Origin of the sequence: Bartonella sp. CL436QHHD, assembly GCF_042195105.1 — a bacterium.
Lineage (GTDB): Bacteria > Pseudomonadota > Alphaproteobacteria > Rhizobiales > Rhizobiaceae > Bartonella.
Genome location: NZ_JBHINR010000032.1, coordinates 168877 through 186846 on the forward strand (window position 1 = coordinate 168877; position 17970 = coordinate 186846).

10 protein-coding genes are annotated in these 17970 nt (G+C 37.5%); 9 read left to right on the plus strand and 1 reads right to left on the minus strand.

Annotated elements, in window-relative coordinates; all coding sequences use genetic code 11:
• Window positions 1-80: 80 nt before the first annotated feature.
• The 4 genes from gyrB (at window position 81) to coaBC (ending at window position 6493) form a co-directional block, all read left to right on the plus strand.
• Window positions 81-2513, plus strand: a complete 2433-nt coding sequence (gene gyrB / locus ACFIKN_RS04545) for a DNA topoisomerase (ATP-hydrolyzing) subunit B (RefSeq protein ID WP_273790211.1) — start codon at window positions 81-83, stop codon at window positions 2511-2513.
• Between the two features lie 118 nt (window positions 2514-2631).
• Window positions 2632-3414, plus strand: a complete 783-nt coding sequence (gene ubiE / locus ACFIKN_RS04550) for a bifunctional demethylmenaquinone methyltransferase/2-methoxy-6-polyprenyl-1,4-benzoquinol methylase UbiE (protein ID WP_273790210.1) — start codon at window positions 2632-2634, stop codon at window positions 3412-3414.
• A 2-nt stretch (window positions 3415-3416) separates the two neighbouring features.
• The gene (gene ubiB, locus ACFIKN_RS04555; protein ID WP_273790209.1) at window positions 3417-5003 is read left to right on the plus strand and encodes a 2-polyprenylphenol 6-hydroxylase; all 1587 of its coding nucleotides are present in this window, start codon (window positions 3417-3419) and stop codon (window positions 5001-5003) included.
• 68 nt (window positions 5004-5071) lie between these two features.
• Window positions 5072-6493 carry a bifunctional phosphopantothenoylcysteine decarboxylase/phosphopantothenate--cysteine ligase CoaBC gene (gene coaBC / locus ACFIKN_RS04560; RefSeq protein WP_375657976.1) on the plus strand — a complete coding sequence of 474 codons (1422 nt, stop codon included), beginning with the start codon at window positions 5072-5074 and terminating at the stop codon, window positions 6491-6493.
• Between the two features lie 1856 nt (window positions 6494-8349).
• Here coaBC and ACFIKN_RS04565 read toward each other — a convergent pair.
• Entirely contained in the window at window positions 8350-9069 is a 720-nt protein-coding gene (locus ACFIKN_RS04565) for a sulfate transporter family protein (RefSeq protein ID WP_375630592.1), read from the minus strand.
• A 974-nt stretch (window positions 9070-10043) separates the two neighbouring features.
• On the opposite strand from ACFIKN_RS04565, the gene accD reads away from it, so the two are divergent.
• The 5 genes from accD to ACFIKN_RS04590 all read left to right on the plus strand — a co-directional run bounded on the left by accD (window position 10044) and on the right by ACFIKN_RS04590 (window position 17941).
• Entirely contained in the window at window positions 10044-10964 is a 921-nt protein-coding gene (gene accD / locus ACFIKN_RS04570; protein WP_375630594.1) for an acetyl-CoA carboxylase, carboxyltransferase subunit beta, read from the plus strand.
• 4 nt (window positions 10965-10968) lie between these two features.
• Window positions 10969-12288, plus strand: a complete 1320-nt coding sequence (locus ACFIKN_RS04575; RefSeq protein WP_273790205.1) for a folylpolyglutamate synthase/dihydrofolate synthase family protein — start codon at window positions 10969-10971, stop codon at window positions 12286-12288.
• 43 nt (window positions 12289-12331) lie between these two features.
• Window positions 12332-13330 carry a complex I NDUFA9 subunit family protein gene (locus tag ACFIKN_RS04580; protein ID WP_375657977.1) on the plus strand — a complete coding sequence of 333 codons (999 nt, stop codon included), beginning with the start codon at window positions 12332-12334 and terminating at the stop codon, window positions 13328-13330.
• 713 nt (window positions 13331-14043) lie between these two features.
• A complete protein-coding gene (ahcY, locus tag ACFIKN_RS04585) occupies window positions 14044-15441 on the plus strand; it encodes an adenosylhomocysteinase (RefSeq protein ID WP_375630596.1) in 1398 nt (465 codons plus the stop codon).
• Window positions 15442-15475: 34 nt separating this feature from the next.
• The gene (locus ACFIKN_RS04590; protein ID WP_375657978.1) at window positions 15476-17941 is read left to right on the plus strand and encodes a PAS-domain containing protein; all 2466 of its coding nucleotides are present in this window, start codon (window positions 15476-15478) and stop codon (window positions 17939-17941) included.
• Window positions 17942-17970: the final 29 nt, after the last annotated feature.

The following is a 17970-nucleotide window of genomic DNA, read 5'->3' on the forward strand; positions in this document are numbered from 1 at the left end:
CATAAATAACTGATCAGAACATTGAGCTTTGAAAAAAGCGGATAAAATATTGTAAATTGAACACAGGAATGGACTAACTTATGAGTGATGAAATAACCTCACCAGTACAAAGCAATAACTATGATGCCGCTTCTATCAAAGTTCTCAAAGGTCTTGATGCTGTACGCAAACGTCCTGGTATGTATATCGGTGATACTGATGATGGATCGGGTTTACACCATATGGTCTATGAAGTTGTAGACAATGCTATTGATGAAACTCTAGCCGGTCATGCTACTCTTGTAAACGTCACGCTCCATGCTGATGGTTCTTGTTCTGTTCGTGATAATGGACGTGGAATTCCGACAGATATCCATCCAACAGAAGGTATTTCTGCAGCTGAAGTTATTATGACACAGCTTCATGCCGGCGGAAAGTTTGATCAAAACTCTTATAAAGTTTCAGGCGGATTACACGGTGTTGGTGTCTCTGTTGTGAATGCATTATCCGTTTGGCTTAAATTGCAAATCAAACGCAATGGTAAAATTCATGAAATATCATTTACCCACGGGGTAGCTGATGCTCCATTAAAAGTTATTGGCGATTGCGATAGAGAAAGTGGAACAGAAATCAGATTTTTACCAAGTTCTGAAACTTTTACTATGGTTGAGTTTGATTTTGAAACTTTGGAGCGCCGCTTACGGGAATTAGCCTTTCTAAATTCTGGGGTTTATATTCTTCTTGTTGACGAGCGTCATGCTGATATTAAATCAGTTGAATTGCATTATGAAGGTGGATTAACGGAGTTTGTCAAATATATTGACCAATCAAAAAAAGCCCTGCTTGATAATCCTATTTATATTGCAAGTGAAAAGGATGGTATGAGCGTTGATGTTGCCCTATGGTGGAATGATTCCTATCATGAGAAGGTCTTGTGTTTTACCAATAATATTCCTCAGCGTGACGGTGGAACTCATTTGATAGGTTTTAGAAGTGCCCTTACGCGCCAAATTAATGGCTATGCTGAATCTTCAGGTATTGCTAAAAAAGAAAAAGTGAACTTAACCGGTGATGACTGCCGTGAAGGATTAACAGCTATTCTTTCTGTCAAAGTTCCTGATCCAAAGTTTTCTTCACAAACAAAGGATAAGTTAGTCTCTTCTGAAGTGCGCCCTATTGTTGAAAATTTGGTCAATGAAGGTCTTTCAGTATGGCTGGAAGAACATCCTCATGAAGCAAAACTTCTCATTAGTAAAGTGGTAGAAGCTGCAACAGCACGTGAAGCAGCGCGCAAAGCACGTGAACTCACAAGACGAAAAGGGGCACTTGATATCACTTCTCTGCCAGGAAAGCTTGCCGATTGCCAAGAACGTGATCCTGCAAAATCAGAAATCTTTATTGTCGAGGGGGATTCGGCTGGCGGTTCAGCAAAAAGTGGGCGCTCACGTCAAAATCAAGCAATTTTACCCCTTCGTGGTAAAATCCTCAATGTTGAACGAGCACGTTTCGACCGCATGCTCTCATCTGATATGATTGGAACACTTATTACAGCTCTTGGAACGTCTATCGGTAAAGATGAATTTTCACCGGATAAATTACGTTATCATAAGATTATTATCATGACGGATGCGGACGTTGATGGAGCCCATATTCGAACTTTGCTGCTTACTTTCTTTTTTAGACAAATGCCTGAATTGATTGAACGTGGTCATCTTTATATTGCTCAGCCTCCTCTTTATAAAGTATCGCGTGGAAAATCTTCCCAATATATTAAAAATGAAGCAGCGTTTGAAGAATTCTTGATCGATACTGGATTAGAAGAAACAACGCTTGAGCTTTCAACGGGAGAAGTTCGTGCAGGGGCTGATTTGTATCAACTCGCTAAAGATGCTCGTATATTACGTCAACTTTTAAATGGTCTTCATACCCGTTATGATCGTAATATTGTTGAACAAGCAGCAATTGTTGGCGCTTTTAATCTTGAAGTCTTTGCATCACAAGAAAAAGCGCAAAAAATAGCAGATACTATAGCACACCGCCTTAATCTGATTGCTGATGATATGGAACAAGGTTGGAGTGGACAATATACAGCAGATGGAAGTTTATGTTTTGAGCGTATTTTGCGTGGTGTTAAAGATGTTGTTACGCTTGATGTGGGACTTATAAATTCAACTGATGCACGTCAAATTGATCGCATTTCCCAAAATTTTATCGACATATATCATCCTCCTGTTCTTTTACGTCGCAAAGATAAAACAGAGCGTATTTTTGGTCCTATGAGCCTCTTAGAAAGCATTTTTACAAACGGTAAAAAAGGTGTTACTCTTCAACGTTATAAAGGTCTTGGGGAAATGAATGCTGAACAACTTTGGGAAACGACGCTTGATCCCAATGCACGTTCTCTTTTACAAGTAAAAATTAATGATGCAACCGATGCAGATTCACTTTTTTCTCGTCTCATGGGTGATGAAGTTGAACCTAGACGTATTTTTATTCAAGACAATGCCTTAAACGTTGCCAATCTTGATATCTAAAGGTACTCTTCTGTTTTTGGCTGTGTAAATGTCGTAGTTTTATACGTTGTTTTTTCGTAGTTGAACATTCCCTCTCTATTTCATTTACGATAAAAGAAAAATAAGGAAGATCATATACATGGCAATTGAAACAGAACGTGTAGGAACCAAGGGTGGCATGGAGCACTCTTTTGGTTTTACAAGAGTAGATGAAACGCAAAAACAATCCATGGTGGATGGTGTGTTTCATTCTGTCGCTGAAAATTATGACAAGATGAATGATATCTTATCCTTAGGGCTACACCGTGTGTGGAAAAATTCCATGGTTGCTTGGCTTTCCCCACCAGCACTTTCTCATTGGAAAGTTCTTGATGTCGCTGGCGGTACAGGTGATATTGCTTTTCGTATTCTTAATGCTTCACGCCAAAAAGCCCATGCTACAGTACTTGATATTAATGGCTCAATGCTCAGCGTTGGCAAAAAACGCGCACAAAAAAATGGTCTTGCCCCTCTGATTGATTTTGTTGAAGCCAATGCAGAAAATCTACCTTTTGAAGATCAAAGCTTTGACGCTTACACGATTGCTTTTGGAATTCGCAATGTTCCTCATATTGATCAAGCTCTTAGAGAAGCTTTTCGTGTTTTAAAGCCCGGTGGACGTTTCTTATGTTTAGAATTTTCAAATGTCGAGATGCCTTGGCTCGATAAAATTTATGATCTTTGGTCTTTCCATGCTATCCCTACGCTGGGTCAATTTATCGCAAATGATGGCGATGCTTATCGTTATTTGGTTGAATCTATCCGCAAATTTCCTAAGCAAGATGATTTTGCCCATATGATCAAGCATGCGGGGTTTTCGCGGGTATCGTACCGCAATCTCACCGGTGCGATTGCAGCGCTGCATTCAGGTTGGAAAATTTAAAAATGGTGCAAATTTCCCCTTACTTTCAATTGATGCGTGCAGGATGGGTTTTAACACGTGAAGGTGTTTTAAGTGCTCTTCCTCATGATGATCTTCAAGGATTTCCAGCGCTATGTCATCGTATAGCGGGCGCATTAGCAAGACGCAAAACAAAAAAGAAACAGCGATCTGAAAATATTTCGTATGCCATTAATAAGCTTGGACCCTCTTACATAAAACTTGGTCAATTTCTTGCAACAAGGCCTGATATTGTCGGCCATGATATTGCGAAAGATTTGTCACAACTACAAGATCGCGTCCAAACATTTTCTTGTACCGCCGCTATTGCTCAAATTGAAAGTTCTCTTGGTCGCTCTATTGATGATTTATTCGTAAATTTTTATCCCCCCATTGCCGCCGCTTCTATTGCTCAAGTTCATCCAGCTGAATACAGTGATGAAACTGGCCATACGACAAAATGTGCTGTAAAAGTTATTCGTCCCAATATCAGAGCACGTTTTTCTAAAGATCTTAGAGGATTCTATCTCATTGCTCATTTACAAGAGCGCTATATCCCTGCCTCTCGAAGGCTTCGTCCTGTTTGTGTAGTGGATACTTTAGCACAAACAACACGGCTTGAAATGGATTTACGCCTAGAAGCAGCAGCTATATCTGAAATGGCTGAAAATATTCAACATGATACAGGCTTTCGGGTTCCACGTATTGACTGGGAACGGACAGGACGTAATGTCCTTACAATGGAATGGATTGATGGTATAAGAATATCCGAAACTTCCAAACTTAAAGAAGCAGGTTTTGATTTGAAGGCGCTCGCTATTACGCTTATTCAATCTTTTCTTCGCCATACATTGCGTGATGGTTTTTTTCACGCCGATATGCATCCTGGTAATTTATTTGTAGATGAAAAAGGATGTATTGTTGCTGTTGACCTAGGCATTACAGGAAGGCTTGGTAAAAAAGAAAAGCATTTCCTTGCTGAAATCCTTTATGGCTTTATTACCCGCGATTACCATCGGGTTGCACGCGCCCATTTTGAGGCAGGTTATGTTCCTTCACACCATAATATTGAAAGCTTTGCGCAAGCCAACCGCGCTATTGGTGAACCAATTCACGGACAATCAGCACAAAGCATTTCCATGGCTAAATTGCTCACTTTATTGTTTGAAGTCACTGAATTATTTGACATGCAAACGCGACCTGAACTTTTATTGTTGCAAAAAACGATGGTTGTTGTGGAAGGCGTTGCCCGCACATTAGACCCCACTTTTAATATGTGGAAAGCTTCTGAACCCGTTGTCAAAGAATGGATTAGTAAAAATTTAGGACCCGTAGGCGTTGCCAAAGACTTTAGTGAAGGAGCACAAGCTCTCCTTTCGCTGGCACGCAAAACACCACAATTGGTTCAAAATTTCCAACGGATAGAAGAAGATTTTAATCAAATGAGAAAAACAGGTTTTAATCTTTCTCCTACTACCCTCAAACAACTTGCTGTGGAACAAAGTCATCGAAACCGTTATGGTCGTTATAGCCTTTTCATCATTGCACTTTGTTGCACTTTTCTTACTTTTTACTTTTTTCATCTTTTCTAATCTCCTTAATATGCTAAAAATATCAACAATGAAATCATTGCAATCATTTTATTTCTTGGAGGTATTTTATGGCCAGTATTACCATTCGTAACCTGTCTCCTGAAACCAAAGAAGCTTTGCGCATACGCGCCGCGCAAAATGGTATTTCTATGGAAGAAGAAGTCCGACGCCTTTTAAGCAATCCCACTCCTCTCACCACACAACCCCTTCATGCTAGTGCTGTTGAAGTGAAATCATTGAAATCAAAATCTCTCCTTCTTATTATTGGTGGAAGTATTGCATCCTATAAAGCACTTGATTTGATTCGCCGTTTACAAGAACGTGGAGCACACTTAAAAGTTGTAATGACAAAAGCAGCGCAAAAATTTATTACGCCTTTAGCCGCTGAAGCTTTAAGCGGTGGTACTGTATATACTGATTTATTTTCACGCGAAGAAGAACATGATATTGGACATATCCGATTAGCACGTAATGCTGACCTTATTATTTTAGCCCCTGCTACAGCCAATCGCATTGCAAAAATAGCCAATGGCATAGGAGATGATCTGACTGATTGCATTCTTTTAGCGGCACGCTGTCCACTCTTAATTGCACCCGCCATGAATCCGTCCATGTGGGCGCATCCTGCCACTATTCGCAATGTTGCACAACTGCGCGCAGATGGCGTTCATATCATCGGACCAGAAATCGGAAATATGGCTGAACGTGACGAGATAGGATATGGGCGCATGAGCGAACCTTTAACTATTGTTGCTACCATAGAGGCTCTTTTGAATGGGCATGAAAAACCTCTCTCTGACCGCCATTTCATCGTTACCTCTGGCCCTACCCATGAACCAATTGATCCAGTACGTTATCTTGCTAATCGGTCTTCAGGTAAACAAGGCCATGCCATCGCAACCGCTCTTGCGCATTTGGGTGCAAAAGTAACACTTATTTGTGGACCTGTTAATCTTGCAGACCCACAAGAAGTAAAAACCATTCATGTTGAAACAGCACAACAGATGTTACAAGCCGTTCAAACCGCATTGCCTGCTGATGGCGCCATCTTTGTTGCCGCTGTTTGTGACTGGCGCAGTCAAACGCAGTCTTTACACAAAATTAAAAAGAATGCTCATAAAATACCACCATCCCTTCATATGGTCGAAAATCCTGACATTTTAGCAACGATTGGACACGCTCCAAACCGCCCCTCACTGGTCATTGGTTTTGCTGCAGAAACATGTGATATCATTGCCAATGCGCAAAAAAAATGTGTTGAAAAAGGAGCTGATTTCATTCTTACTAATGATATTTCTCTTCAACTAGATGGTACAGGTGTCATGGGTGCTGATACAAATCAAGTTTATCTCGTAAGTAGAAAAAAAGTTGAACAATGGCCCCATATGAGTAAACAACACGTAGCGCAAAAATTAGCAAACGTGATTGTATCATTTTTTGCCCCCAAAACACCTACTCCTCATGAGGAAAATATACCCCTTTGCAAATAATAACTCTTCAAACGCGTTGATATTAAAAAAACCTATAAAATAGAACTGACAATAGGTGTCTATTCATCTCGATTGTTATACAATATTTTTGATTTATAATGATAATCTCGCATTGTTCATATTAAATTAGAACCCAAATATCGTAAGATTCTCTCATTTCCAATCTCTCTCATGTTAAAGCAATAAAAATCATTTTCTTGTACATTGCAAACAAGGATAGCTGTATGAATACAAAACGTTTAAGAAAGAACTAAAAACGCTTATAATGGGCCGTCTCGGGCAACACTGAGGATGATGGCGCCAGCGTGCTCTTTTTATTAAGCGTAAAGATAGTGATGCCCTATAAGTTTTATATTATTCACGAGAACTTTGCCCTTATACCATTCACAAGCGCTGTCGCGAAATGGGTGTGACGAGCGTTGGGAAATATTTTTTTTAAAAATCCCGTATCACCTTAGCCTTCATAAAAGTAGGATCTCTTGCACCACTGTCTCCCCAGCTTATAAAAAAACAAGCTATCATTCACTTTGGCTACCATCAATTTTGACAAAGCTCTTGCACTGGATAAAATTTATAAAAAGCATTTTCTTTCTTCAATGTTTTTATCCCCATATTGGTCATATTTATGATATGCAAATAAATGATTTTGATTGTTTCATGATGAGAGCAGCTAATGAGAAAATATGACAGCTTTATTTGGAACTCTTATTTACTATGAAAAATAATATATAAATCAATATATTATAATATCTCAATGCAATTTAAAGCATATCTCACACTGACGCTTATAAAGAGTATAGACAAAATTCATTGCACTACTGTCTAAACTGACGCCTTTATTATTTTCCTCAGTGATCGGTCTTTAAGATTAAATGTGTGTGTCCTCTCTCCAGCACACCAAGACCACAAAGACTAGAATTTTATCCATGATATCCTCACATTGTAATGATTCATGAAAAGCATTTTTATTCCTCTATCGAAAGCCTTGTATCCATACATTGGTCTCGTCTATAATGTGCAAGTAAATAATTTTTTGATGTTGAATAGAGACTTTGAAATTAAAGAATATTTCTATATTTTGGATTCTTATTCAAGTTGAAAATGATCAATTCTCTTCATAAATTAATGGTGTTATTATCTAAAAATTATTTGATACAGTGCACCACTTGTACGAAAAGTGCTTCAATGAATTCTTATTTCATTGCACTTATAGCTTTTAAAATCTCATCATTTTTAATCATCAGTGGTGTCTCTCATTCTTGGCTTCTTCTTAAGAAAGAGCTCTTCCATGGGATCGGACGGTCAATCGCCTAAGCTTATTTTTTCCACTTTTATCATATTAATCATTCTGTTGTCCAAAATCAGAATATCTACGGCGCTACTACGTTACTCCTATATAACTACGTGCTTGTTTTACACAGATATCTTTCAATAATTGCCAAAACACTCTTATGAAGAGTATACACTCTCCATGAATGGTATAAAATACATTATGCTATCCATTTTTACTGAAATAGAAGGTACAAAGCGGCACCATCATACTCTTTTTCAGTTTTCAATGCGACGATAATGTTTGCATTAAGAGGATTCATAAAAGATATTTCACGCCTTTTTGAAAGTACTCTTATCTGCACACCACCTCCGTTTATGACATATTAACAAACGATTTCAATTGATCTAATATGAATAGGACTAAAATGAGAAATCCTCATGATATTTAGGTTTTTCACTCATGTTGTGAAACAATAAATTATCATTATAAATCAATATATTGCTTTAATAAAAGATAAAGTATAAAATTTTATATTATGCTTTCTTTGGCTAGCAATTTTTATTAACCTTAAAGCCAAGGAACACTATTTTTGTGTAATGCGTGCCATGGTCTTTTGGGAAAGCATTTTGTGTAAATATGTCATAAAGGCGGCTGCAAAAAGCGGTGTTGCTAAATTAAGAATTGGAATTGAAACAAAAAGCGCTATCAATAATCCTGCACCAAAAACCGTTGTGTAATGAGTATGTAAAAAAGCGCGTGCATCTTGCTCTGTTCGAAAACGATAAGCAGCAAACAAGAAATATTCATGACCGAGCAAATAACCATTAATAAGATAAAAAGCAATTAAATTAATACCTGGTATGAAGAATAAAATAAAAGCAATTCCATTACCAAGAAGGCTTAAAATAACAAATTTAAAGGAAATGATAAGAGAACGCCGAAACGGCAAAGCTTGTCCAATAGGCTCGTTTGGGTAATCCTCTTTTTCAATAATTTCAGCAGCAGAGTCAATGAAAAAACCACCAATCATAGCTGCGATTGGTGCAATCAAAAAAGCCAACAAAAGAGCCAAACCAAGATTAAAAATGATAAGCATGCTAAAACCAATCCATCCTGCCCAACTAGGGAGTCCAGGAAGAAATTGAGCAATCCAGGGCCAAAAGTAAGACACAAAAAGTTGGTGCACACATAACCATAAAATGGTGAGAGTGAAAAAAGTAACCCCCAATGCTTTCAGTATCATAATACGATATTGCGAGGTCAAAAGACGTTGTAAAGCACGATAAGCAGCAGTAAAAATCATAGATTAATAAACTAAGGAAAGACGCAAAAAAAACAAGAAATATATTTAAAGAATGTACTGTATAATTTTTTCTTTCTTTGAACTACAAGATTTTTTTCAAGAACATTATAAAAAACGGCTAGGGCTTCTTTGTTTAAAATAAAGTTTTAATGAATAGAAATTTTGAATTTTAAAAACCAAGAAGAATTTAAAAAGCAGCTGTTGTAGAAGAAATTTTTAATATTTTTGTACAGAGTGTAGATTATTGCATTTGTATGATATATCTAAAAAATTAAGTAATAAGAACTACTTGGGAGGAAAGTTGTTTACTTTTATTTATTCAGTAGAGTTGTTTAACTTCGTTTAGCTACGTGCTTAATTGTTTTGCACAATTCCTAATACTCTGTACTTTTCTACTATTTGGCGGCATGCTTTTTCCTCTTGTTTTTATTCAAAACAATATTGAGTTCAATGGAATAGGAGTATTTTGAGCGTATTCAATTTTAATTGTAAAAAGCATGCGCTTTAAAGAAACCTTTTGAAAAAAACCTTGCTCTGATGTTAGCGTTTCGCTAATATAGCGTTGTCGTATTCATTATCTTTAATGGATTATTTTAGCCTTGTTAGCGCCTTATACTATAAGGTTTCTTTTCTTCAAAACTGTTGATACGAATGATTAATTGGATATTCATTTTTATTAAAAAATAAGGCGTTTGTTAACCACACAAGGAGTGAATTTTAATACCAAAGTAAAAAATAAAAAAATGTAAGTTCTTAAAACTTATGAGAAATTTATTATAGGAAATACTCTTCATGATGCATATAATTGTTATGATATGGGAAAAATTAAAAATTAAAAAACAAGCTATACGTACACTGATAAAAGTATTAAATAGACTCCTTTGTTCAACCGGTAAAGCAAATGTGACTGCTTAAGTTCTATATTCTTTCAAATCATGCAAAAGATGCACAATATTTAAAGGAAGGTTATAAAGATGAACTGGATTACAAATTATGTTCGTCCTAAAATTAACTCTATATTGGGGCGCCGTGAAATTCCAGAAAATCTATGGATTAAAGATCCTACCAGTGGTGAAATGATCTTCCATAAAGATCTGGAAGCTAATCAATTTGTAGCTCCCAATTCTGGCCATCATATGCGTATCAGTGCTAAAAATCGTCTCATGCATTTTTTTGATGATGGTGTTTATACAACTCTTGAAAATCCAAAAGTTGTAACAGATCCTTTAAAATTTCGTGACGAAAAACGCTATATTGACCGGTTAAAAGATTATCGTTCTAAACTTGGTGTTGATGACAATATTTTAAGTGCACGTGGTACGATTGAAGGCTTACCAATTATTGCAATCGTTCAAGATTTTGCCTTTATGGGTGGATCACTCGGTATGGCTTCAGGAGAAGCTATTATCAAAGCTTTTGATACTGCTATTGCTGAAAGGCGCCCGCTGGTTCTTTTTGCTGCTTCTGGTGGTGCACGCATGCAAGAAGGAACACTCTCGTTGATGCAAATGCCTCGTACAACAGTAGCGATTGAAATGTTGAAAGAAGAAAAACTTCCCTATATTGTTGTGCTGACCAATCCAACCACCGGTGGTGTTACTGCTTCTTACGCCATGCTTGGTGATATTCACATTGCCGAACCTGGCGCTATGATTGGTTTTGCTGGTCCACGTGTAATTCAACAAACTATACGCGAAACCCTACCAGAAGGTTTTCAAAGTAGTGAGTATCTGCTTGAACATGGTATGATTGATATGGTTGTATCGCGTTTAGACATGAAAACAACCATTGCACGTCTTTTACGCTTGATGATGAAACGCCCTGCTGTTTTTAACCCTTCCGATCCATCCCCAACAGACTCTCAAACATCGCTTTCTACAACAAAAGCAGCTTAAATTTATGCAACAAAGCCAAATACAAAGGGTGGTGGATGATTTACTAAAAAATTATCCGAAAAAATTTGATCTTTCTTTAGAGCGTATTGTTCACCTTTTAGAGCGTCTTGGTAATCCACATTTAAAACTTGCACCTGTTATTCACATCGCTGGAACAAATGGCAAAGGATCTGCCTCAGCAATTTGCCGTGCTCTTTTGGAAAGTGCAGGCTACCGCGTTCATGTCTATAGCTCACCTCATCTCGTCAACTGGAATGAACGCTGCCGGTTAGGTCAAAAAGGAGGTGGTCAACTTGTTACAGAAAACCAATTAGCTGAGACAATCCATGAAATTATAAAAGTAAATCGTCAAGAGCCGATTACTATTTTTGAAATTTTTACAGCCGCTGCCTTTATGCTGTTTAGTATACATCCAGCTGATGTTGTCATTTTAGAAGTTGGATTGGGAGGACATTTTGATGCTACCAATGTCGTTAACAAACCAGCTGTATCACTTATTATGCCCATTGATTATGATCATGAGATCTTTCTTGGAAAGACAATTGCTCAAATCGCTTTTCAAAAAGGAGGGATTATCAAACCAAACGTTCCTGTAGTCATTGGAAAGCAAAATTATGAAGAAACTCTTGCTACTCTAATACCCCTTGCTAATAAAAATAAAGCATCTTATTCTCTATTTGATCAAGATTATCAAAGTTATAAAGAACATGGACGTATGGTTTTTCAAAACAATCAAGGTCTCATGGATCTTCCCCTTCCTAACCTTATTGGAGACCACCAAGTTGCTAATGCTGGCGCGTCTCTTGAAGCAGTCTTTCAAGCAGGTTTTCAACTTTCAGAACAAGCCATAAATGATGCTTTGAAAAATATTTATTGGCCCGCACGAATGCAACATCTTACCCAGGGACATTTGGTTGATCAACTGTCTCCTAATATCGATTTATGGTTAGATGGTGGTCATAATCCTGCTGCTGGAAAAGTTATTGGAGCAGAACTTGCACAATGGAGAAAAAAAACAGATCGTCCTATTATTATGATTGCTGGCATGCTCAATACCAAAGATGCTGTCGGTTATTTTCGTTCCTTAGCAAACCTTGTCGATAAAGTATATACGATACCGCTGATTAACAATAATGCAAGTATCTCTCCAATAAACTTAGCTGAATCAGCGCAAAAAGCAGGAATCCTTGCTACTCCACAAGCTCATCTACAAGATGCTTTGCATAAGATTAAGGTGGAATATAAAGAGGCAATTGTCCTTATTGGTGGTTCCCTTTATCTTGCGGGCGATATTTTGCGTGACAATAAAACACCTCCGTGCTAAAAATTAGCCATTTTTAAAACTTTGAAAGATAGACTTTTTCATCATGCAACTTGATTGTGCACTTTATCAACATCCTAAACTTATTACTGTTTTTGGCGGATCTGGTTTTGTAGGACGACATGTCGTTGAAACTTTGACTAAGCGGGGGTATCGCGTTCGTATCGCTGTTCGTTGTCCACAAAAAGCTTATTACATGCTTCAAATAGGAGAAGTAGGACAAACCCAAATGCTTAAAACAGATATCAAGCATCGTGCTTCTGTTGCACGCGCATTGCTTGGAGCTGATGCAGCAGTGTTTTTGCCTGGTAGCTTAAAACAAGCAAATCAATCGAATTTTAAAAAAACACAAATTGATGGTGTTTACAATGTTGCTGAATTAACAGCAGAAACTGGTATTCCGCTAATCTATATGTCAACACTTGTGGCTAACGAGAATGCTTCATGTCTTTATGCACGTGTTAAGCTTATGGGTGAACAAATCATTCATAACAAGCATCCTCAAGCAATTATTATCCGTCCATCCGTTATCTTTGGACCAGAGGACTGTTTCTTTAACACCTTGGCAGATTTGTCACGTTTTTTACCAATTATGCCTCTTTTTGGAGGTGGGCAAAGCAAATTGCAACCCGTGTATGTTGGTGATGTTGCTGAGTTTATCGCGCGCGCTTTAGATGGACAAGTTGCTTGGGGAAAAAATTATGATCTTGGTGGTCCCCAGATTATCACCTTCCAAAATACTCTTGAAAATATACTCAAAATTATTCACCGTAAAAAAACAATCCTATCCATGCCCCTTTCTGCTGGTCTATTGATTGGAGGAATTTTGGGAACAGTCGGTAAATTGCCTTTTGTACCAACACTCGTAACAGCCAATCAGATACGTTTTTTGCAAATGGATAACATTGTTTCTAAAGAAGCTATAGAGAATGGATATACTCTAGAAGGTGTGGGAATTACCCCCAGAGCAATGGCAGCATTCTTGCCAAGTTATCTTTGGCGATTTCGTCCACATGGTCAATTTTCCCAAAACCTATTCGTTTAGAATAAATTCTTCTAAAACTGAGTTAATTATTTGATTTATAATTCATCGCTCGTTGTTAGCAGTTTTAAAATCAGAGTGTTCAATAGAGTGATGTTTTTACATTTTAAATACTCTATTCAGTATCACAAAAAATGTTTAATCGTATATCTATAATCTTTTGATAAAAATCGTTGAAAACAAGAGAAAAGCACTTCTTATAAACTGTCTTTATCCAAGAGCAGATGCAACATTGGAATCCTAAAGAACCGATTCTGAATTGCCTATTCATAAACATGATAGCCTATGGCTTTGCATTATATTATTTTGCTAAAAAGCTTAATAATGAGATTAAAGTAATACTTCCTTTTTCAACAACCGCATAAATGAGTAGAATATGGGTATACTACTTTCGATATTATCCCATAAAAAATCGATATAAAAACTGTGAAGCAATGCACCATTTTTATTATTTAAAAGGTATTCCCTCTAGAGATTTTTAAAAGCTTTAAAGTTACGTGAAAAGGATAGAGTTTTGTTTATATAATAAGACTTATCATGAAGATCTCTTATTCTGTTAGTAACATCACTACTCAGATCCGTAAATGCATATTTGTTGCACAAATTTATGGAGATTTTAAAAGAGCTTTTTCACATAGAGAAGTCCTCTTCTTGTCTTGCATTTTTTTTTAATTTCTCCTACCGTCTTGGAAAAACTTATTTTAAAGGAATGAAGAATGGCAGCTCAAGATTTTGTTGTCAAAGATATTGCACTTGCCGCTTATGGTCGTAAAGAACTTAATATTGCTGAAACTGAAATGCCTGGTTTGATGGCTTGTCGTAAGGAGTTTTCTTCCAGCCAACCTTTGCGCGGAGCGCGTATTTCTGGCTCATTGCACATGACAATTCAAACAGCTGTTTTAATTGAAACATTAAAAGCGATTGGCGCCGATATACGGTGGAGCTCTAGCAATATTTTTTCTACGCAAGACCATGCAGCAGCAGCTATCGCCGCAACTGGCATTCCTGTATTTGCCGTTAAGGGTGAAACATTGGAAGAATATTGGACTTATATAGATGCAATCTTCCAATGGCCAGATGGTAATCCTTCCAATCTTATTTTAGATGATGGAGCTGACGCCACAAACTATATTTTAATGGGAAGTCGTGCAGAACAAAATAAAGATATTTTATCGCATCCCAAAACAGAAGAAGAAGAAATTTTTTTCAAACAAATACAAAAGCGTATGGATGCAACGCCAGGTTTTTTTACACGACAGCGTGCAGCAATTAAAGGTGTAAGCGAAGAAACCACAACAGGTGTAAACCGTCTTTATCAGTTACAAAAAGAAGGACTTCTACCTTTTCCTGCTATTAATGTTAATGATAGCGTCACTAAATCAAAGTTTGATAATAAATATGGATGTAAAGAATCATTGGTCGATGGTATTCGACGTGGAACAGACGTGATGATCGCCGGTAAAATTGCCATTGTCTGTGGTTATGGTGATGTAGGTAAAGGTTCAGCAGCATCTCTTTCTGGTGCTGGGGCTCGTGTTAAAGTAACAGAAATTGATCCTATTTGCGCTCTTCAAGCCGCTATGGATGGCTATGAAGTTGTTAATTTGGATGATGCTGCTTCCAGTGCTGATATTATCATCACGACAACAGGCAATAAAGATGTTGTTCGTTTAGACCATATGCGACAAGTAAAGGATATGTGTATTCTTGGAAATATTGGTCATTTTGATAACGAAATCCAAGTCGCTGCCCTTAGAAATTTGCCATGGACAAATATAAAACCACAAGTTGATATGATCACCTTTCCCGATGGAAAACGCATCATTTTGCTCTCTGAAGGGCGTTTGTTAAACCTCGGGAATGCGACTGGGCATCCTTCTTTTGTCATGTCAGCCTCGTTTACTAATCAAGTTTTAGCGCAAATTGAACTTTTTACCCGTGCAGAACACTATACAAATGAAGTCACTGTTTTGCCTAAACATCTTGATGAAAAAGTTGCACGTCTACATCTTGATCGGTTAGGAATAAAATTAAGTGTTTTATCAGAAGAACAAGCCGCCTATATTGGAGTCTCACCACAAGGACCTTATAAACCAAACCATTACCGTTACTAATACGTTTCCTTGGGTTAAAAAAGGGAAAGATGCCGTGCTCAGCTTTGGTGACTATAACCCCAAAGAAAAAGCTCAAAAAGAGATCCGAATCTATACGTATATATTTTGCCTTTTTTTCTTTTTTTCTCCAACATGCGCTGTTGCTCAGTCATTGGAAGGTTATTTACCATTTTTCTTCACTTTTCCAAATAGTCCATGGCTGCTTTTAGCGCTGTGTGGAGGAATTTCTTGTGCTTCACTTCTCTCGTGCATAGCTGTTACCGTGCGTGCAAAAAAAACTGCACAGAAGCCTTTGAAGATACTTCAGGCAAATTTTTCTGAAAAACTTAAATATTATGAATGGCTTCTGAAAGAAACCGAGCAATTCCTTCTTATTTGGGAAAATCCAACAACCTTACCCCGTGTTGTTGGTGCTCTTTCTGCATTGCAAAAAATAGGAATCGATCAGAAAGATTTTCAGCGTTTTGAGCTCTGGGTTGAAGAAAATTCTCTGCGAGAACTTGATTATGCATTGACTCAACTACGTTGTAAATGTCACCCTTTTGATCTTTCTATCACCACCACAAACAATGTACTGCTACAAGTTACAGGAGTCGTCGCAGGAACAGTCGCTATTGCTCGTTTTCAAGATATCTCAAAACAACAGAGTGAAAATGCTCGTTTACAGAAAGATATAGCCCGCCTTCTTACTGAACTGAGAATGCAGCGTAATCTTCTTGATCTTATTCAAGAGCCCGTATGGATAAAAGATTGTGAAGGAAAAGTTTGTTTTATCAATCGCGCCTTTAGAGAAATGACAGACTTTCCTGAAGACAGTGATGACGTGGGGGATCTTTTCAATGAAAATACACAACGCAAAACAGATGAAACAGAAACAATTTTTCAAGAACATGTTCATACGGTTATTGGTGGAGAACGGCACCGTTTTCATCTCACACGTATTACAACAGCTGAAGGAATGGCAGCTTTTGCACGTGATGACAGCGCATATGAAAATCTTGCTCATGAATTAAGATATGTTCTTCAAAGCCATTGTGAAACACTTGACCAAATTTCAACAGCTGTAGCCATTTTTGATACAAACCAAAAATTAAAATTCTGTAATCATGCTTTCAAAATTTTATGGCCGTTGGAGAGTTCTTTTTTAGAAAGTGAACCAAGCCATACATTGTTTCTTGAACGTTTACGTGAAAAGGGGCTCATTGCTGAACACCCTGATTGGCGCGCATGGAAAGAAGAACTTTTAAAAGCCTATTGGCAAACAGAATCAAACCAACAAATTTGGAATCTTCCAGATGGGCGTACGGTGCGTGTTGTCTCGAACCCTCATCCACAAGGAGGTGTCACTTGGCTTTACGAAAACCTTACAGAAAAAATTGATCTTGAGCGCCGTTATAATACACTTATTAAAATACAAGGTGAAACACTTGATAAACTTTCTGAAGGCGTGGTCGTTTTTGGTACTGATGGACGCCTTCGCTTATCGAATCCTGCCTTGTCGAAATTGTGGTCTCTTCCTTATAATTTACTGGTAGAAGGAACCCATATTACACAGTTACAAAGCCATTGTTCAGCCTTAACCTTGGGGACAGAATGGGATCAGTTTACCAAGTTCATTACCGGTTTTGCTGAAAAACGTGAAACATTTTCAGGTCGTATAGATCTTAAAAATGATATGATTATTGACTATACTCTGGTCCCTCTTCCTAATGGACAAACGATGCTTACTTTTGTGAATGTTACGGATACTGTCCATGTTGCTCGTGCTCTTCAAGAAAAAAATGAAGCATTAGAAAGTGCTGATCGTTTGCGTAATGAATTTGTCCAACATGTTTCTTATGAATTGCGCACACCTCTCACAAATATTATTGGATTTTCCGATATTTTACGTGATCAAATTTTCGGCTCTATCAATGAACGTCAACAAGAATATCTTGAACACATTCATTCAGAATCAGGAACTCTTTTAAATATTGTTAACGATATTCTTGATCTTGCTACCCTTGATGCAGGCATTATGGAGTTGGACATAAAATTGGTTAACATTGCCGATGCTATGATACAAGCAGTAGCACGCGTAGAAGATCGCCTTAATGAACGTCATATTACGCTTTTACAACAAATTTCCCCTTCCTTAAATTCTATTTCTGCTGATGAAAAACGCTTGCATCAAATTTTTGTGAATGTACTGAGCAATGCTATTAATTTTGCAACGGAGGCGAGTACTATTGAATTTTGCGTCGATGAACAAGATGATAACATTGTCTTTAGCGTTCACAATCAGGGCTCTGACATCCCAGAAGACGTCCTTGATCGTATTTTTAAACGTTTTTCTTCCCATTCACACCATGGTGGGCGTGCGGGAGCGGGTCTTGGCCTTTCCCTTGTGAAAAGTTTCGTTGAACTACACGGTGGACATGTTGAAATTCTTACCGGTTCTGGAAAAGGAACAACAGTTAAATGTTTTTTCCCACTCTCCAAAGGAGATAAGATTTTTTAATTTTAACTTTTATGATAACAAAAATTTTT